Annotated in this window: 10 protein-coding genes; 5 read left to right on the top strand and 5 right to left on the bottom strand. The window is 68.4% G+C overall.

What is annotated here, in order from left to right:
• Nucleotides 1-56: 56 nt before the first annotated feature.
• The 4 genes from ACTIFF_RS16990 to ACTIFF_RS16975 form a co-directional block, all read right to left on the bottom strand.
• A complete protein-coding gene (locus ACTIFF_RS16990; protein ID WP_439537906.1) occupies nt 57-689 on the bottom strand; it encodes a TorD/DmsD family molecular chaperone in 633 nt (210 codons plus the stop codon).
• A gap of 23 nt (nt 690-712) precedes the next feature.
• Nucleotides 713-2,806, bottom strand: a complete 2,094-nt coding sequence (locus tag ACTIFF_RS16985) for a 4Fe-4S binding protein (protein ID WP_439537905.1) — start codon at nt 2,804-2,806, stop codon at nt 713-715.
• Nucleotides 2,807-2,871: 65 nt separating this feature from the next.
• Nucleotides 2,872-3,468, bottom strand: a complete 597-nt coding sequence (locus ACTIFF_RS16980; protein ID WP_439537904.1) for a DUF3306 domain-containing protein — start codon at nt 3,466-3,468, stop codon at nt 2,872-2,874.
• Entirely contained in the window at nt 3,458-3,967 is a 510-nt protein-coding gene (locus ACTIFF_RS16975; protein ID WP_439537903.1) for a DUF3305 domain-containing protein, read from the bottom strand. The genes ACTIFF_RS16980 and ACTIFF_RS16975 overlap by 11 nt, the downstream gene beginning before the upstream one ends.
• Nucleotides 3,968-4,044: 77 nt before the next feature.
• Between ACTIFF_RS16975 and moaA the strand changes: the two genes are divergently transcribed.
• The 5 genes from moaA to ACTIFF_RS16950 are packed head-to-tail and all read left to right on the top strand — an operon-like array spanning nt 4,045 to nt 8,713.
• Nucleotides 4,045-5,133, top strand: coding sequence for a GTP 3',8-cyclase MoaA (gene moaA, locus ACTIFF_RS16970; RefSeq protein WP_439537902.1), 1,089 nt, complete (start codon nt 4,045-4,047; stop codon nt 5,131-5,133).
• A 16-nt stretch (nt 5,134-5,149) separates the two neighbouring features.
• Complete coding sequence (locus tag ACTIFF_RS16965) at nt 5,150-5,968, top strand: formate dehydrogenase accessory sulfurtransferase FdhD (protein ID WP_439537901.1); 819 nt, start codon at nt 5,150-5,152, stop codon at nt 5,966-5,968.
• Nucleotides 5,965-6,558: a molybdenum cofactor guanylyltransferase MobA gene (gene mobA, locus ACTIFF_RS16960; RefSeq protein ID WP_305633861.1), complete on the top strand. Its 594-nt coding sequence runs from the start codon at nt 5,965-5,967 to the stop codon at nt 6,556-6,558. Before ACTIFF_RS16965 ends, mobA begins: the two co-directional genes overlap by 4 nt.
• Complete coding sequence (gene moeA, locus ACTIFF_RS16955; RefSeq protein ID WP_439537900.1) at nt 6,555-7,790, top strand: molybdopterin molybdotransferase MoeA; 1,236 nt, start codon at nt 6,555-6,557, stop codon at nt 7,788-7,790. The genes mobA and moeA overlap by 4 nt, the downstream gene beginning before the upstream one ends.
• A gap of 2 nt (nt 7,791-7,792) precedes the next feature.
• Nucleotides 7,793-8,713 (top strand): substrate-binding domain-containing protein, encoded by a 921-nt coding sequence (locus ACTIFF_RS16950; protein WP_439537899.1) that lies wholly within the window; start codon nt 7,793-7,795, stop codon nt 8,711-8,713.
• Between the two features lie 216 nt (nt 8,714-8,929).
• Here ACTIFF_RS16950 and ACTIFF_RS16945 read toward each other — a convergent pair whose 3' ends face one another.
• Nucleotides 8,930-19,576, bottom strand: a complete 10,647-nt coding sequence (locus ACTIFF_RS16945; protein WP_439537898.1) for a filamentous haemagglutinin family protein — start codon at nt 19,574-19,576, stop codon at nt 8,930-8,932.
• Nucleotides 19,577-19,692 lie beyond the last annotated feature (116 nt).

Genomic DNA, 19,692 nt, shown 5'->3' with positions numbered 1-19,692 from the left:
GTCCTCCTGTCGTGGTCGCTGCGGGTGGTGCGGGGGTGCGTCGTTCGGGCATGGCGTCAGGCTTCGATCTGCCGCGCTGCGGCCTCAATATCGAAAAAGCAGCGCAGGTACCGGCCGGCGCACCGGTAGAAATTCGCTTCCGGTGCGGCGTCGAGTGCATCGATGAGTGCGCCGTACCAGGGCTCGATGTGGGTCGCGAAGAAGCGGTCCTGAGCCGCTGTGCGGTCCGCTTCGTTGCGCGTCGTGTCGGTCAGCAGCAGGCGCATCACGTCGGCCAGTGCTGCGATGTGGTCTTCCGGGTCGGATTCCCCCGCGGCGCGCTGCAGCCCGAGTGCGACCAGGTCGTCGCGCAGTCTGGCCAGCGGCTTTTCGTTGACGAAGCCGGCGAGATGGAATGACGCAAACGGTACGACCTGCGGGCGGCCGACACCGCCGAACAGCGCATCGAATTCGTCCTGTGCCGCCGCGGCGTCCATCGCTGACGACGCGGCGCACAGTGCGTTCCACGCGCGCGCCATCAGCATGGCTTCCGCCGAGGGCGCATCGTCATCGACCGGCCAGTCGCCCGAGGCCGCGAGCGTGTTCAGCAGCGTGCCGTCGGGTGCCGCGTGAAACAGCCGCGAAATCAGCGCGTAGTGATTGGCGCGCGCCATGTCTTCGTCGCTGACCGGCTCGCGGACGAAAGCCATCGGGCGACGTTGCGTTTCGGTGGTCATAGATCGAACACCGAAGTTTCGCGGCCGGGGCTCTGCATCATGTCGATCACGCGGCAATCGGCACACATCTGCAGCCGGCGCAGCGCATCGCCGCCGGCGAACATCGAGTGCGCCGCCAACTTGCCGGTCATCGCATCAATCATCTGTTTCGTGCCGAAGGGCGCGCTGCAGCGGATGCAGTGGAAGGGTTCGGCTTCGTTCAGCAGGCGTTCGCGTCGCGCGACGTCACCGATCAGCAGACGCGGCTCGAGCGACAGCGCATGTTCGGGGCAGGTGTTCACGCACAGGCCGCACTGCACGCAGTTGCGTTCGAGAAAGCGCAACGCCGGCCGCTCGCCGCCATCCATCAACGCCGACGCCGGACAGGCGCCGACACAGCTCATGCAGAGCGTGCAGGCCGTCCGGTCGATATTCACCCTACCAAAGGGGGCGCCGGCCGGCAGCGCGATCGTGTCTGCCTTCACCGGCGCGTGGCGCGCCAGGTGTTCGAGACAGAACTCGAGTGCGCCGCGTTTTTCGGCCGGCAGCGCAAAGGACGCCGGCGGACAGGACACGCCGGCTGCAGGATGTGCGCCCAGCGAATGCGTCAGCGTCGCCGCGTCATCTGCCGTGACGGCCACCAGCGCCGACGCGGGGTAGCCCAGCGCCGCAAGCACGCGGCGACCGATGCCGATCTGCGCCGCGGTGGCCGCGGCATAGGCTTCCGGCTGGTCGCCTTGAGACAGAATGACGCATTGTGCAGCGCCGTAGGACAGCGCCGCGAACATCAGCTCCAGACCCACCGAGGCGACGTCATGCACGGCCACCGGCAGCACGTCGGCCGGCAGGCCGCGATGACGTCCAGCCAGCGCAATCAGCGCTTCGCCCTGCGTTTCGCTGTGGAACAGAATGCGCGGTGCGTGGCCGCCAGCGGCGCGCCAGGCCTTCAGCGCCGTCTTGATGCGCAGTGCAACATCACTTGCGGACGGGTAGGCATAGCGCATCGCGCCCGTGGGACAAACTGTCGCACACGCACCGCACCCCATGCACAGATGTGGCTCGACGAACACACCGTCGCCATCGGCGCGGATGGCCGAGGTCGAACAGACATCGATGCACTGGTTGCACCCCTGCTTGCTGTTGCGGCTGTGCGCGCAGATCGACGGCTTGTAGGTGAAGAATTTCGGCTTTTCGAATTCGCCAACCAGGGCGGCGATCTGCTGCAGCGCCAGCGACTGCTCGAGCGGATCGCGCCCGGGTGACAGATAGCCTTGCGGCGGGTGCGGCTTGCGGATCAGCGCCGGCTCGGACAGGTCGAGCACCAAATCGTAGGTTTCGCTGCGCGGCGCGCCGATGGCGGCGAAATCGATGGCACCGATGTCGCTGCAGGCGCTCGCGCAGGCCCGATGACCGGTGCAGCGCGCGGCATCGACCTGATAGTCGTAGCCGATGGCGCCCTCCGGACAGGCGTCGATGCAGGCATTGCAGCGCACACAGGCGTCGAGGTCGATCGCATTGGCGCGCTGCCAGCTCACTTCGAAGGCGCCGAGCCAGCCGGCGACCGACACGTTGCGGCCGCTGGCCACCGGATAGTCGCGGCGCACCGGCAGCTCGCTGCGGTCGTTGGCGGTGATGAGCACGTTGATCGCAAGGCGCTCGCCGTACTGTTGCTGCGCGCGCTGCGCCCAGCCCAGCGCGGCGCCGGCCGGGCCGATGATCAGCAGCTGGCCGGCGGATTCGTAACTCACTGCGGGTACCGGCGCCGGTTCCGCCAGACGCGCCATCGCGAGCTGCGCCGCCAGCGCGGGCTGCACGTCGGCGCCACGTGCGCTGCGTCCGGCGATGTCCCGCAGGTTGATGAAGGTGACGCCGGATGCGCTCCCGGCGTCGTCCGCCAGCTCGCGCAACAGGGCCGATTCCTGCGTACAGCCGACGATGGCTTCGGGCGCCTTGCCGAGCCGCTGCGCGAACGTATGCGCGTCGCGCCGGCACAGCTGTTGCCCAACCTCGAGCGGCGCATCGAGCGCAAGCGCATCGGTCAGGCGTGTGATGTCGAATGGCACCGTGCCGTTGCAGTTGCACAGGTGGATCGCCTTGTCGGCGTTATTCATTGTTTGTCGCTCCTCCGGCAAAGCTTTTGCAGGCTTTGTGCCAAAGAAACGGCGAAAGAAATGACCTATTCCGACCGGGAACGACTTTCCTCCGGGTCAGCTGGCGTCAGATCATCGGGCACGCCGGGCAGCGCGTCAGCGTGTGCCAAGTGCAGAGACTCGTGCTCGGGCTCGTCAGGCGTCTCCGGAAGCGTGTTCGTCGCGGGCGGCACATCAGGCACCAGCTCCGGTTCCAGCAGTTCGACCGACGGTTCGGCATCGACCACCGGACCGAACCAGTCGGCCGGCAGCGTCGGCGACAGCGTTTCCCGGGCATGCGCAAGCTGGGCAACCATCGACGCCGGCAGCGGCTCGAACACGCTGAAGTCTTCGATGTACACGTCCAGCCCGTCCATGGTGTTGAAGGGGCCGGTGTGGAAAAGCTTCTTCAGCGCCGCGCGCTTGACGCCCTCGTCCACCTTGTCGCCCAGAAAGCCGCGGAAGTCGGAATCGAAGTCGAGCGAATCGACGGGCGGCAACGGCGCGTCGGGTTCGGTGTTTGGCGCGGTGGCGTCGGCGGCGGGTACCACGACAGGCACGGGGTCGGCCGACGCAGAATCTGCCGCAGCCTGCTTGAGCCGCGACCAGCGACCGAGAAAGCCACGCACCGGATCATCGGCCATGGCCGCCGCCCCCGTAGTGGGTGTTGCCGTCCCCGGTGCGCGCGAAGCGTTTCTGCCGGCGCGGCTCGGGCGCCTTCTGGAATCGGCGGGCAAAGGCTTCGATCCAGTCGCGGATGTCCGGCAGCATCGGCAGTCCGTCGACCTTCTCGCCGGAATCCATCCAGCGCGCCGCCTCGCCGTAGCTGGCGCTGAGCTGCATCGGCCGTACCGGTGGCTCGGCCTCTTCGTCCGGCCGCCACATGACGAAGATGCGCGGCTCGGCCGCGGTCACGTTGAGCAGGTAGTTGTCGGCTTCATCGGTGTAGAGCGTGAAGTCGAGCGGCGGGAACAGCCACTGCGTCGCCGCTCCGGAATCGGCGAAAACCACAGGCGCCGCAGGGCTTTGCGGGCCTTCGGGCTGCAGCGCGCAAGCCTCCCACGCGTGGTCCGCCCACTTGTTGTGCAGCACCCTGCGCTCCATAATCACTGCCAGCCTGAGGGTGACCGGTTCGTGTTCCATCCTCTCGCCATGCACAATCTTTTTCCTGCCTTCCTGTCGAACGGGTTCGCGACCCCGAACTTCACGCCGCGTTGCCCATGAGCGAAAAGATCATACATCTGCTGGACACCCGCACTGCCGCACGCGCCGCGGCGGTCGTGCCCGAACATCCGATACCGGCCACCGGCCGGCTGGACGACACGCGCGGCCGCGCAGTGCGCGACCTGCGGATATCGGTCACCGACCGCTGCAATTTCCGCTGCGTCTATTGCATGCCGAAAAGCGTGTTCGACAAGGATTACCCGTATCTGGCCCGCGCCGAGCTGCTCAGTTTCGAAGAGATCGAACGCATCGCCACGCTGTTCGTCGCACACGGCGTGAACAAGCTGCGCATCACCGGCGGCGAGCCGCTGCTGCGCAAGAACATCGAACAGCTGATCGAGCGCCTGGCGCGGCTGCCGGTCGAAATCACGCTCACCACCAACGGCACCCTGCTGCCGCAGAAGGCGCGCGCGCTGCGCGATGCCGGGCTGACGCGCGTGACGGTGAGCCTGGACGCGATGGACGACGACACCTTCCGCCGCATGAACGATGTCGACTTCCCGGTCAGCCAGGTGCTCGAAGGCATCGACGCGGCGCATGCCGCAGGGCTCACGCCGATCAAGGTGAACATGGTGGTCAAGCGCGGCACCAATGACCACGCCATCGTGCCGATGGCGCGCCATTTCAGGGGCAGCGGCCACATCGTGCGCTTCATCGAATTCATGGACGTGGGCTCCAGCAACGGCTGGAAGATGGATGAAGTGGTGCCGAGTGCCGAGGTCATCGCGCGCATCCACGCCCACATGCCGCTCGAGCCGATCGGTGCGAACTATCCCGGCGAGGTCGCGCAGCGCTGGCGCCATGTCGATGGCAGCGGCGAAATCGGTGTCATTTCCTCGGTCACCCAGGCCTTCTGTTCAAGCTGCACACGGGTGCGGCTGTCGACCGAAGGAAAGATCTACACCTGCCTGTTCGCCACCGAAGGTCACGACCTGCGCGCACTGCTGCGGGCAGGTCGCAGCGACGCGGACATCACGTCGGCCATCGGCGCGATCTGGCAGGCGCGCGGCGACCGCTATTCCGAAATCCGCACTGCCGACACGGCTGCCCGGCGCAAGATCGAAATGTCCTACATCGGTGGCTGATGTGGTCAGCCTCCCCATGCCCAGACCCCTGCTCACCGATGCGGCCCGCCCGGCCACGATCGAAATTCCGGCGATCAACGAGCGCGGAGAAACGGTGCCGACCGCCATCGCAGGCGAGCACCCACTGACCCTTTATCTGGACAAGCGCGAACTGGTGACGCTGATGACACTGGGCGGCGCCCCCGAGGCGCTGGTGATCGGCTGGCTGCGCAACCAGCGCATGCTGGCGTCGATCGACGACATCGTGTCGGTGCAGGTGGACTGGGAAGTCAATGCCGCCGCCATCACGACGCGTCATGGCGTGACCGATCTCGACGCCCGCATGGCCACACGCACGGTGACCACCGGCTGCGGCCAGGGCACGGTGTTCGGCGATCTGATGGACGACATCGAGAAAATCCGCCTGCCGGCCGACGCCCGCCTGACCGAAAGCGCGCTGTACGCGATGCTCGACGTGGTGCGCAAGCATGAAACCATCTACAAGCAGGCCGGCGCGGTGCACGGCTGTGCGCTGTTCCGAGGCGCCGAACTGCTGTACTTCGTCGAGGACGTCGGGCGCCACAATGCGGTCGACGCCATCGCCGGCCACATGTGGCTGGACGGCGTCGACGGCGACGACAAGATTTTCTACACCACCGGCCGGCTCACGTCCGAGATGGTGATCAAGGCGGCGCAGATGGGCATCCCCTTCCTGGTGTCTCGCTCCGGGCTCACGCAGATGGGTTATGACATCGCGCGCCAGGTCGGCATCACGATGATCGGCCGCTCGCAAGGCAAACATTATCTTCTGCTGACCGGCATGGAGCGCTTCGTGCGCGACGGAGCGGCCATATGAGCGCGGGCATCACCGGACTGGTGCTTGCCGGAGGGCTCGGCCGTCGCATGGGCGGCATCGACAAGGGGCTGCAGGAATTCCGCGGCGAACCCATGGTCGCTCAGGTCATCCGCCGGTTCGCGCCGCAGGTCGATGCACTGATCGTCAACGCCAACCAGAACATCGAGCGCTACGCCGCCTTCGGCCACCCGGTCGTGCCCGACGTCATCACCGGTTATGCAGGCCCGCTGGCGGGCCTGCATGCCGGCCTGAATGCCTGCCGCACACCGCTGCTGGTCACCAGCCCGTGCGACTCGCCCTTCCTGCCGCTCGATCTGGTAGCCCGCCTGCATGAAGCACTGGAGCGCGAAGGCGCCGACCTCGCGGTGGCGCGCACCGGCGAGCAGTCGCATCCGGTGTTCAGCCTGGTGCGGCGCCACGTCCTGCCCGGTCTGACCGATTTTCTCGACGGCGGCGGGCGCAAGGTCGACCTCTGGTATTCGGCATTGAAGGTGGTCGAAGTCAGCTTCGACGACCAGCCCGATGCCTTCGCCAACATCAACACGCTGAACGAACTGGCCGCACTCGCCGTGCGCCCCGACACGCCATGACAGATCGCTTCACCCCGGTCGCGGACGCCCGCGCCCACATTCTCGCCGCCTGCGCGCCGGTGCGCGGCACGCAACGTGTGCCGCTGCGCGACGCGCTCGGCCGCGTGCTGGCCGCCGACGTCATTTCACCGGTCAGCGTGCCGCCGCACGACAACTCGGCGATGGACGGCTACGCGGTGCGCCACGCCGACCTGTCGGCCGACGGCGACACGCGGCTGGCCATCGTCGGTCAGGCGTACGCCGGACATGGCTGGGCGGGCGAAGTCGCCGCCGGGCAGGCGGTGCGCATCATGACCGGTGCGGTCATGCCGGCCGGTGCCGACACCATCGTCATCCAGGAAACCGCGCGCCTCGACGGCGGCACGGTCATCGTGCCGCCGGGCCAGAAAGCCGGCCAGCACCGACGCCGCGCCGGCGAAGACCTGCGCGCGGGCGAGCCCGCACTGCGTGCCGGCCGCCTGCTGCGCCCGGCCGACATCGGTCTGGCCGCGTCGCTCGGCATTCCGGAACTGACCGTGCGCCGGCGCGTGCGGGTCGGCGTGCTGTCCACCGGCGACGAAGTGATGTCGATCGGTGACCCGGCGCGCGAAGGCGGCATTTACGACAGCAACCGGTACACGCTGACCGGCATGCTGACGCGGCTGGGCTGCGAAGTGGTCGATCTGGGCGTCGCCCGCGACACGCGCGAGGCGCTGTCGGCCGCGCTCGAATCGGCCGTCGGCGAGGTGGATGCGATCATCACCAGCGGTGGCGTGTCGGTCGGCGAGGCGGATTTCGTGCGCGAAATCCTCGCCAGCCTGGGTGAAGTCACGTTCTGGAAGATCGCCATGAAGCCGGGCCGGCCGATGGCTTTCGGAAAGCTTGGCAGGGGCGAACGCAGCACATTGCTGTTCGGCCTGCCCGGCAATCCGGTCGCCACCATGGTCACCTTCCATTTCTTCGCGCGTGACGCGCTGCTGACGCTGATGGGCGTGTCGCCGGTCGCCGCGCCCATCCACTTCGCTGCGCTGAGTGACACAGCGATGAAGAAGCAGCCGGGCCGCACCGAATACCAGCGCGGCATACTCGATTTGCGCGAGGGGCAGTGGCATGTCGCAGTGACCGGCGCCCAGGGCTCGGGCATCCTGCGTTCGATGTGCGACGCCCACTGCATCATCGTGCTCGGTGACGACTGCGGCAACGTCGCGGTCGGCGACGCGGTGAATGTCATTCCGTTCGAAGGCCTGATCTGACGGTGTCGGCCGACGAAGATCAGCCAGGCGAGGCGTCGCCCTATCTCACGGCGCGCGAAGCGGCCGCCTATCTGCACCTGAACGAAAAGACGCTGTACGCGATGATCCAGGAGGGCGGCATTCCGGCCACCAAGGTGACCGGAAAATGGCTGTTCCCGCGCGCGCTGCTCGACGACTGGCTGCTCGAATCGACGCATGGCGGCGTGCTGGCCGACCGCCTGCTGATCGCCGGCAGCGACGACCCCTGGCTGGCGCACAGCATCGCGCGGCTGGCCCAGCGTGCCGACGACGGCACGCTGATCGCCTACAGCCCGTGCGGCACGCGCCGCGGCCTGGCGCTGCTGGCGCAGCGGCGCGCCAACGCCTGTCCGATCCACTGGGGCGACGCGCAGCACGCGACGCGCCGGCACGCGCTGCTGCTGCGCGAATACACCGGCAGTTCCGGCTGGGTCACGGTGCAGCTCGCGCTGCGCGAACAGGGGGTGATGCTGTCGCGCACAAGCGCCCCGGTCGCCACGCTCACCGATCTGCTCGCTCGCCAGCCGACCCTCATCCAGCGCGGCAGCGGCGCCGGATCGCAGCACTTCTTCGTGCAGGCCTGCACCGCCGCCGGCCTTGCGCTGCCGGTACTGACGCAGTCCGCCGCCACCGAACGCGAAGCCGCTTTCATGGTGGCCAGCGGCGCCGGCGACTGCGCACCCGGCACGCGCGCCGCCGCCGGCGAATTCGGCCTGCCCTTCCTGTCGCTCGGCCGCGAGGCGCTCGACCTCGTCATGCCGCGCACGCTGTACTTCCGCGCATTGCTGCAGCAGTTGCTGGCCGAACTGGCCAGCGCCGACAGCACCGACCTCGCCGCCCGGCTGGGCGGCTACGACCTGGCGCCACTCGGAAAACTCCGCGCGGCGGCAACCGAGGCGGGGTGAACCGCTGCTGTTGGGCATCGCTGCGCTCACCCCAACCTACAAGTGAGGCGACGTGATCAGCCCGCAGGTCGGGGTGAGCACAGCGATGCCCAACCGACAGGTGAAGCCACGTGATCAACCCGCAGGTTGGGGTGAGCGCAGCGATGCCCAACACCGGCCGCCGCAAGGGCGCCCTCCCGCATACCGCCCTCGCAGCAAGCCGGGCGGCCGTTCGCGTCAGTTGGCGCGCTTCGCGCGTTCCTTGCAGCGCTCGTCCTCGTCGTCCTCTTCGCAGCCGGCGGCAGTCGTCTCTTCGCCCAGCCCGACCAGTTCGACGGTCAGGATGGAGTTCGGATCGCGCGCATCCTTCTGTCCGGCGGCCGCCGCTTTCTGGCCCTGATCGACCGCCTTGTTGGCTTCGCTCGGCGGCGGTGCCGACGGTGCCGCAGCCGGCGCGGCGGCGGCGACCGTCGCCGAACCGCTCAGGCTGCCCCCGACGCTGATCGAATTGCCGATCACCTGCTGCGCGCCGATGGTCAGATTGCCCGACGATCGGATCGCGGCATCGAGCGCGATGATGGCGCCCGACGGTGCGAACAGCCGGATGTCGGCATCGCGCACCTCGTCGGAGCGCTTCAGCGTGCCGATGCCCGAACCGGACACCGAGTCACTGATGTCCAGCACCACCAGGTCGCCCCGGATGCGCACCTGCGGCGGCGGTGTGGCCGATGCCGTGCGCGAGCCGCGACCGGCGTCGATATTGCCCGCCGTCGACCAGAGCTGGATGTCTCCGCCGCCGAGCGTGAACACGCGGGACGGTCCGAGCTGGAAATCCTCGCCGGCGACGGCGTTGATTTCGCCCTCGCCGATCGCGAATACACCCTGCCGTGACGCGCTGGCTGCACTGGCGCCCGCTCCGGCAACACCCACGTTGATGCTGCCACCCGGCGCGAACAGATTGACGTCGCCGCCCTGCTCCGATTTCACCTGACTGAAGAACAGGTTGATGTTGCCGCCTTCGGTGGCTTCCGGGAATGCGGTACCAACCAGTGCCACACCCGGGGCATAACCCGTCTCGCCCGCACCAATCGCGTCGCCCAGCTTGCCGGCATAGTTCAGGCCGGCGTTCAGCAATGCCGACATCAATGGCTGCTGCGATGCGAAGAAGTCCTGCTGCGCCGCCGCGGGCAGCGCATCGAAGGCCTGCAGCAGTTGTGCGTCCGGTGTACCCGGCGCTGCGCCCCCGGCGCGCATGAAGCCGATGATCGCCGCATCGATCGCGCCCAGTCTCTGGGCCAGCAGCGTGCGCCCTTCGCTGCGCACCCTGGCCAGCGTGCTGCCGGCCGGCCCGGCCAGCAGCTCATCGATCGACGTCGCACCGCTGACCGACAACAGCACCTTGTCGTAACTGTCCTCTCCAGCGGCGCTGCGTACGGGTCGCAGCGACGACCACAGCGCGCGCCCGTCGAAGCCGGCGCTGCCGGCCTGCACGAGAATCGACGCACCGACCTCGTCCAGCCAAGGGTTGTCGAAATTGCCGCGGGTGACGAGGCCGAAGGAATTGGCCAGATCGATGCTGCCGCCGGCCACCACTTCGAGCTTGCCGCGGCCGCCGGTCTGTATGCCTTCGGCGATGCTGCCCGATGGTGTCACACCGTCACTTTCGAACACGGTGCCGAACGTGATGTTTCCGCCGGCACGCACGCGCGTGATGTCGCTGTCGCTGAAATGTTGCGAACGGATGGTCAGATTGCTGATGTCGCCGCCGGCCTCGACCTGCACCGGCTGCGGCGAATTGACCACCAGCGCCAGACTGGCGGTGGGCGCCGGTACCGTGATGTTGCCGGCCTCCGCCACCAGCCTGACCGGCTCGACAACGCGGTTTGCGTTCAGATCGGCGTCGTGCGCGCGCACACCTGAAACGACGTTGGGATTGGCCAGATCGGCCCAGAACACATTGTTGAAGTTCGCCGCCGGACGCAGCGCCGATGGCACCAGACCGGGCGCGCTGTCGGCAATCTTGATGCTGGCGACGCCGCCAGTCGCGGTGGCCAGATTGAGGTTGCCCGACGCCGCGAGCAGCAGGTCGTTATAGGTCGCCGGCAGCAGCACCATGCCATTGCGCAGGTTCAGGTCACCGCCCATGGCGACCGCGTTGAGCGAACTCGGCAGCAGCGGGTTCAGTCCTTCCCACAGCGCCAGCGCGCCCCAGGGCGTCGCGGCGTTGTCCAGACTGACGCTGCCGCCGTAACTCAGAACATCCACCCGGCTCTCCTCGCCATAGCGGAAGAAGTAGCTGCTGCGGTTGGACGTCGTTGTATTCGTCGCCTGACGCACCGCAGTCGATGACGCGATGGTTTCCAGATCGATCGACCCGGCGGCACCCAGCTTTGCCGACGCTTCGCCGAGCAGCAGCACCGACCCCGCGCCACTGTTGCGCGCGCTGCCGAAATCACCCGCCGCCTCCGCGTCGAGTACGCCGCGATCCACCATCAGGATGGCGCTGCCGATGTCGCCGCCCGCCCGCACCGTCACGTCGCCTCCACCCAGCACCTGCAGGTTGGCGGCGTCGGGCGTGGTACCCGCCGCACCGGACAGGCGACCGTTGGTCACTGTGAACACGCCCAGATTGCGGATATCGTTGCCCGCCGTGACGCGGATATCTCCGCCGCCGAAGGTGGCCACGCCCTGGCTGAACTGATCGATGCGGGCGTACCACGTGGCGTTGCGCTGGTTCGATCCGGACAGGAATTCGCCGGTCGGGCTCAGCGCGCCCTGGCGCAGCAGCCAGTCGCCGACGATGCCGGGCGATTCGGTCGCGACGATGGAGCGCTGTGCGCGGATCATGACATCGCCACCATCGGTGGCATATTCGGCCTGTCGGTTGCCCGAGCCATTCAGATTGAGCAGGGTCTGCGTACCGAACTCCGCACCGCGTGCCACCTGGTAGCCTGCGGTATAGATTGCCGCGCGCGCGCCCAGCACCAGATCGCGACCGACCGCGACGTCGATGTCGCCAGCGCCAGTGCGCACCTGTGCGTTGGGCGCCAGAATGAGGTCGCCACGATTGGCGGCCACCAGCGTGTCGAGCGCCTGCAGCGACAACGCACCGGCGCCGGCCAGATCGGCGCCCGATACCAGGCGCATCGACCAGGCCGTATCGCGCTGCCCCAGATCGAAGCGACTCTGCGTCAGGCCCGCGCTCGTGAGTGCGCCCAGCACGATGGTCTGGCTGCTCGCGTTCAGGCGGCCGAAGCCATCCGACAGCGCACCATTCACATTCATATTTCCGGCTGCGCGCACGGTCAGCGAACCGGCTTCCGTACCGCCCTGGTAGGTATTCGCGGCAAGATCGGTCGCATTGATCGTGAAGTTGCCGTCGGCGCGGAATTCGATGTGCGGCCGCACGTGGAAGCGCGTACCACCCACGGCATCCTGCGCCGGCAGCCCCAGTGCTGCGCGCGTTGCCGCCACATTGGCCGCGCTGGTCATCGCCGCTGCATCGGCGTGCGCAGCGCTCATGTTGAGCGTGCTGCCGCCATAAATGCGCGTGCCTTCGATGAACACGTGGCGCGCGCCGTCGATGGCATCCGACAGATTGCCGTCGATGGCCACCGCCGTATTGCCGGTGCGCTCGGCGCGCAGCCAGACGTCGCCCTGTTGTGCCGCACTGGCCTGCGCAACGCCATTGACCGCACCCGGTGTGGTACCGACATCGATGACGGCACCGTCGGCGATGCGGATGCGACCGCCCTGGGCAGGCCCGCTTTCACCGCCCGCGCTGCGCGGGCTCGCCTCCAGAATCACGCTGCCACCTTCGCCGCGCGTGCCGCTTGCGTCAGCGACGAATTCGGTGGCGTGCGCATCGAGCCGTGCCCCCGATTCGAGCACCAGATCACCGGCGCCTGTCGTCATGCCCTCGACATGATCGAGCGCACGCCGCGCCGACAGCTCGATGCGGCCGCCCTGCTCGGCGCCCGACGCGTCCAGCGTACTGCCGATGGTCAATGAACCCGCGTCGGTTGCGATCGCGATGTCGCTTGCCTTCAGGTCGGTGTCGAGCCGGGTGTCGCCGGTGCGCACGCGTGCCGACCAGCTGCGCGTGAAGTCGCTGCCCTGTGCGGCCAAGCCGTCCAGACTGGCCGCCGAGCGCACGTCGACCGACAGTGCGCCACCCGCGCTGCCACCGGCGGACTGCGCGCGCAGCGCACCGTCGGCGACCGACAGCTCACCCTGCGCGGCCGACAGCGTGATCGAGCCTGCATTGCCACCGGCGGCCGCTGCGGAAGCCGCCGACACGTCTATCAGGGCGCCCTGCGCCAGCGTGACATTGCCGGTGCGCGACGCCAGCACCACGTCGCCGCCCGGAGTGGTGACGGTCTTGCCCAGATAGTTCTTCGCCGTACCGGACACGTCGATCGTGCCACCCTCTGCCACGCGTACGTCCTGCGTCGCGGTGAGACTGACCCGGCCTGACGGCAACGCGATGCGCGACGCCAGATCGATGGTCTGGGCATCGAGCGCCAGCGCGGCGCCGATGCCGGCCTGCACCGTACCTGCCGGTGTGGCGCCGCCGGATATCGACAGCGCGCCATCGACCGCGACGCGGGTGTTCGCCCCGGTGTCGGCCACGATCTGCGGCGTGGCGATGCGGACGGTATCGGCCATCACGCGATAGTTGCCGTCGCCCGACACGCACACCTCGTTTGCGGCCGCGAGCGTCACCGCGTCGAAGCCGCTGATTGCAAACCCGGCCTGCCCGGCCGCTGCGACCGGCGTGCCATCAAGCACGATGCGATCTGCGGTGACCGACAGCGTGCCCGTGCCTGCAGCGGGCGCCAGTGGCCCAGCCGTGGGCGAAGCGTTCGCAAACTGCACCTCGCCGGCGACGATCTGCTGCGTCAGGCCGGCGTTGTCGACGCCCCCGATACCGGCCGCGTCGATGCGCAGCAGGTCGAGCGAGGCACTGCCCAGCGTCACCTCGCCGTACAGGTTGAGGGCGCCGTAGGCGCGCAGCGTAAGGCGCGACGGATCGCCCAGCGCCGCCAGCTGACTGTTGTCGAAGCGCAGCCCCGGTGCGTCAGTCGGCACGTCACCGACATTGATGGTCGATGCGGTCAGCGCCAGTGCGCCGCCGCTCTGCGGCAGCGCGATGGTCGCACCGAGATTGCGCGTTTCCAGCGTGCTGTCGAGTACGACGCCGCGGCCCGCGATGCGCGAACCGGCGCCCAGCGTCAGTTCGCCGCGTACGCCGGACGGCGCATCGCGCGAGATCGGCGCCGCATCGGCCGCACTGACGCGCAGTGCTGCGCCATCGGCGTCGGCACCGCTGCCGGCGATGCGCAGCGCCTCCGGATCCGCCGTGCCGACCGCCGCAATCTGGCTGCCGGCTTCGATGAGCACGCTGTCGCGCGCCACCAGTACCACGTCGGGTGCGCTCAGCGCCGGGCCGGCCGCATTGTCCAGACGCACCGTCGACGCACCGCGGATCAGGCGGCCGGTGTCGTCGGTGGCGCGCACATCGACCAGGGTTTCACCGCTGTCTTCATTGGTATCGTTGCGCGTGCCGCCCAGCAACAGGCTTTCGGCATCGAGCGCATTCAGGCTGGCCACCGACACGCCGACTTCGCCGGTACGCGCCACAGCGCCCTGCCCGAGCAGCGCCAGGGCCTGTGCGGTGATGTCCACCTGCGCACCGCGGGCCGCCGCGCCGCGGCTGGTATCCAGCACGCCCTCCAGCGTCAGCGCGCGGCCGACCTGCAGCGACAGGCGGCCGGCATCGGCGGTGCTGCGTCCGTCGTCGAACACATCCGCGGTGTTCGAAATCAGGTATTCGGCGCGGATACGCACCTGTTCGGAGGTCAGCAATTCGGCCGTGAAGGCCTTGCCGGTCGACGTGTTCGCCCCGCCCAGCGCCTGCGCGGTGCGCACGCTGACGCGCGCACTGCCATCGACATTTGCCTGCGCCTGACCCGCAGCCAGCGAGCGGTCATCGGGCGACAGACTGATCAGGAAGGCGCCCGGCAGCAGCGCGTAGCGCGCCGGCAGCAAGGTGTAGGTGCCGGCGGCCAGCCCGTTGGCCGATGCCAATACTTGCACCGCCTCGCCGATGCGCAGGCCGTTGCCCTCTTCCGCCCACATCGACAGGTCATAGGCCGCGTAGCCGCTGCCCAGCGTCGGCACGATGGCATAGCTGTCCTGCGGCGCGGCGAGAATGTCGCGTGAGCCGCCGCTGCCGGCGATCCATTCCCAGGCCTGCAGATCGCCGCCACCCGACAGGTCGACCCGTGCCGCCGCCTGATCGCCCTGCGCACCCTGCAACACCACATTGTCGGCGTTGAGCGTGATGCGCTTCTGCGGCGTACCGTCGAGCTCGATCCGCGCATCGGTACCGACCAGATACAGCCAGTCGCGTCCGCTGAGTGCGGTCTGGCCGTAGGGCAGCAGCAGCCCGTCGGCCGAAACCGACGTGACGCTGCCGGCCGCCAGTTCGATCGAACCGCCGACCGCTTCGGTACGCGTCGTGCCGGCGCTGGTGCGGGTGATCGTTTCCGAACGGAGCACGATGTCGCCGAAGGGAGCCACCACGCGACCGGCCTGCACGATGTCCGGTGCGGCGAAGGTCAGCGAACCGAGCGCCGAGTAGACCGGTCCGGCCGCTGCGCCCGACGATTCGATGCGCAGCGTGCCGACAGGATTGTTGTGGATTTCGAAGGCGTAGCGGGACGCCGAGGTCGGGTACACCTGCGCCGCGCGCAACGTGAGGTCGCCACTGGTCACCAGGCTGGCCCCATCGGCGACATAGCCGGGCGAAGCACTGGCACGCAGGTCGCCGCGGGCATCGAGCGTGACGTCAGCGAAGCCGCTCGCCGCCAGGTTGCCGGACACCTGAACGAGATCCGCAGCCAGCACGAGGCTGCCATCACCGGCGGCCACGGCGGTCGGCTGCGCGTGGTTCTGCTGGACGCGTCCGACATTGGTCCAGTCGAGCACGGCTGCACCCAGGCGCACGTCGGCACCGCCGGTGCCACGAATGTTGGCGGCGTTCAGCACCATGCGGCCGGCGACCGATGCGTCCACGTCCTCGCTGAAGCGCAGCGTGCCGAAGTTGCCGCCATTGCCGAGCACTGCCAGCGTCAGGTCCGAAATGCCGCTGCCGTCGAGTGCGTCGAGCGCGAACACGCCGCGTCCGGCATAGGTCGGCGCGTCGGGTGCTGCGCCCGGCACGAAGGCGGCCGAGCCGCTGCTGCCGCCCTGCAGGATGTCCAGTGTGCGCGGACCGGTCAATGCGGCCGGCAGAGACAGCGGATCGCCCCAGTTGTTCGAGCCTTGATCGAGCGTGACCGACAACTGGCCACCGAGTGCATTCGAGCCGCCGGCGCGTGCCGACAACACTGGATCGGCATACAGCCCTTCGCGTGCATTCAGCGAAATGCGGCCGCCGGAACTGTCGATGCGCACGGCCGACAGCGCACCCAGCGTGCCGGTGCGTTGCGCGAGTACTGCGCTCGTGCCATCGGCACGCAGCTGCGCGCCGTCCTGGATCACCAGATAGCCGCGGCGTGCCGCGATGTCGATCGAGCCGCCATCGAACAGCGTGCCATCGACATAGCTCAGGCCGGGTGTCTGCAGGAAAGTGCCGCTGGTATTCAATCGCGCGGTCGATGCGATGAACAGCGAAGCACCGAAATAGATGTCGTCCTGCTGCACTTCGTCCATGCCCAGCGCGATGCGCCCGCCCGGCGCGTTCAACTTGCCAGCCAGTTCCAGGCTGCGATTCGCCGACAGGTCGATGGCGCCACCGGCATCGACATTGATCGTCGCGTTGTCCGCCACCGTCAGCGTGCCGGTCGATTCCGAGGTCGCGGCAAAGGCGAGTTGCACGCCGTCGTCACGCAGCGCACGCGGCACCGCCGCAATGCTGCCCAGCCCGGCCAGCGAGCCGGCCGAGCCACCGCGGATGCCATCGATCGCACGTGCCTGCACCACGGGCGTCAGCGTCAGCGCCGACGCGCCGCCGATGTCCACCCGATTGCCGCCGATAAGCGTCAAGTCGGAAAAACCCGCGTCGGAAAACAGCGTCGGCGAAAGATAAAGCGTGTCGCCCTGAAGACCGTTGCGCACGCCATCAATCGCGAGTGCCGCGCTGCGCAGCACCAGCGTGCCACCGGTCGATGCCCGACCATTGAGGCTGGCGGCAAAGGCGCTCAGGCGCGCACCCATATTCAGGTTGCCGAAAAAGCTGCCGACCGGCGCGCCGGTACCCGGATCGCCGCCGGTGACCTCGAAACCGGCGCCGATCGAAATGGCGCCTGCATCGCCCAGTTCGCGCGTGCCATCCAGTGTCTGCCAGGCCCCCGCCGACACATCGATCCGCGAACCTTGAGCCAGGTCGACATGGCTGTCGGCGTCCAGCGTGACCGAGCCGCCATCCATGGCGACGTATCCCGGCGCGCTGCTGCGCGTGTCACGCTGCCACTGGCCGGCCGCGGACAGCTGCGCGTTGGCACCGACCGAAATCGTGCGCGTGGCGCGCGGTGCGTCGTCGGCCAGACCACCGGTGCGCAACGAGATGTCACCGCCGGCCGCCGTGATGTCGCCATCGATCGTCAGCGTCGTGCCGGTCACCGCGAACCGGCTGCCATCGGACCAGGTGTCCGTGGCGGTGTTGTACAGCGCAGTCGGGCCGAGCGTGAGGCTCACGTTCTCCGGCAGCACAACGTCGCCGGCACCGGTCAGTTCGAAGCTGCCCACGCCAGACGAGAACCAGTCGCTGCGCAGCCACAGCTCGGTCGGCAGCGCGACCATTGCCGACAGCGTTCGCGTGCCGGTCGAATTGACGAAGCGGGTGTCCTGGGCGGCGAGACCATTGACCAGGCGCAGGTTCAGGTCGATGCGGCCGGCCTGCGGCGAGCCGAGCACATCCGACTTGCCGGGGCCGAGTGCGCGCGTGACCAGCTCACGCTGCGTGGCGCCCACCGTGCGCTGTGCATTCACCGCTCCGTCGAGCGCCATGCCGAAGGAAGTGACCGTCAGTTCGCCGGCGTCGCGACCTTCAATGCGCTCCGCCACCGTGCGCGTGCGGTCCTGCGTGCCGGTATAGATGCGGTCTGCACGCGCGTCGGCCACCGACTGCGAGCGGCCGTCTGCCGACTGCACCAGCGTGTAGCCCACGTCGCCGGCGCGGTAGGTCACCGTGCCGCCGGACAGGTCGATCGAACTTCCCGAATGGGTCAGCACGTCACCCTGCGAATAGGCGACGAACTGGCCGCCGGTGGTGAGCTTTTCGTCCAGCGTGCGTTCGACGCTGCCCAGATAGCCGGCGATGTCGAACAGTTCAGTGCCTTCGCGCAGATCCACCCACACCTGCTTGCCGAACAGCGCGCGGCCGAATGCCTCGTCGCGCAGCAACGGCGCGTCCTTGACTTCATCGCCGCGCAGTTCGACACGCAAGATTTCGCGATCGGCGTCGGCGAATGCGTCGAGGCCCGCCAGATCGATGACACTGCCCGAGCCAATGTAGACGCGCGATGCGGCGTCGCGCTGCGGCACCGGTTGCGTCGACGACAGGGCGGTCGCTTCGGCTGTCACGCGCAGCAGGCCCGACGGTGCGCGCAGTGTCACGCCGACCCCATCGGCCCCTGCATCGGCCAGCACGATGGTGTGGCCGTACAGATTGATTTCAGAGCGGCGGAACAGTGCGTCGTCGCGCGCAGTCTGCGTACGCGACGCCTCATCCGGGCTGATGTCGATGACCGCCCCGGCGGCCAGTTCGATGCTGCCGGTGCGCTGGCCGATCGGTACATTGACGCCGGTCGCCAGCGGCTCGGCGTCCGGGAACATGGCATCCACCTGACGCGCGGCGACACTGTCGCGCGCCTTCAGGAACACGGTGCCGTTCAGCGTGACCGACGTCGTCGCACGCGCTGCACCCGCATGGCGGATGTTCAGACCGACCAGCGTGATGTTGCCGCGGTCGGACAGCAATTCCGAGGCGCTGTCTGTGGTCACCGTGCCGCCATTGTCCACCTCGACCAGAAAGCCGCGCAGCCGGCTGTCGAGCGGGTCGGCGATGTAGATGCGCTCGCCGGCCGCCAGCACCACCTGGCCCTCGTCGGCTTCGATGCGGGCGTCCGGCAGCGCGGCCCGCTGGGCCGGCGTCAGCGGCGTATCGATCGTGGTGTCGACATCGGCTCCGACGCGCACATTGGGGGCGGCCAGCAGCACGCGGCCGTTCTTCGCCGCCAGAATGCGGGCGCCGCGCGCCACCGTGATGTCACCTGTCGCGCGACCGGCGTAGTCGCCGTCGGCAAACGGCGTCAGCGCTGCACCGGTCGACCCGAGGGAATTGAGCGCGCGCTGCAGCAGTTCGTCATTGAGCTTGAGCGACGACCCGACCAGACCCCCCACGTCGATGTTGGCGCCCGGCCCGAACAGGATGCCGGCCTGATTGAAGATGAACACTTGGCCACGTGCGGTCAGCGAGCCGTCGATCTCGCTGCGCGGCCCACCCGGCACCACCACGTTGATGGCACGCATCGCCGCCGATGCCTGATCGAAATGCACGGCATTGCCGCGGCCGATATTGAAACTGTTCCAGTTCAGCATGACCGCATTGCCGGTCTGCTGGATCACCATCTGGTTCGCCGTCTGCGTCATCGTGGCGGTGCCCGGCAGGCGGCCGTCGACGAAGTTGGGTGCGGCCACCGGCAGGTCGCCAGCCGCCTTCAGAGGCGTGGCGAAGGCCAGTGCGCAGGCGGCCGCCAGCACACGACGCTGCAGCCGGCCCGCGCTGCGCTTGCCGCGCGCGGCCACGCATTCGGCCACCGGCACCCAGGTTGCGGTCAGTTCATTGAAGATCAGGCGATAGCGGTTCGTATTCATGTTCATCTCCTGCCGGCCACGTCACTCGGGCCCGAAGAAGCAGCTTCGCGACCGGATGTGATGCGGCGATGACGGCGCGGCGAAAGCCGCCGCGCCGATGCAAAAATTCACTCAAC

Origin of the sequence: Methyloversatilis sp. (assembly GCF_051861465.1) — a bacterium.
Taxonomy (GTDB): domain Bacteria; phylum Pseudomonadota; class Gammaproteobacteria; order Burkholderiales; family Rhodocyclaceae; genus Methyloversatilis.
Note: the sequence above shows the minus strand (reverse complement) of the source record. Positions and strands in the feature narration are given on the sequence as shown.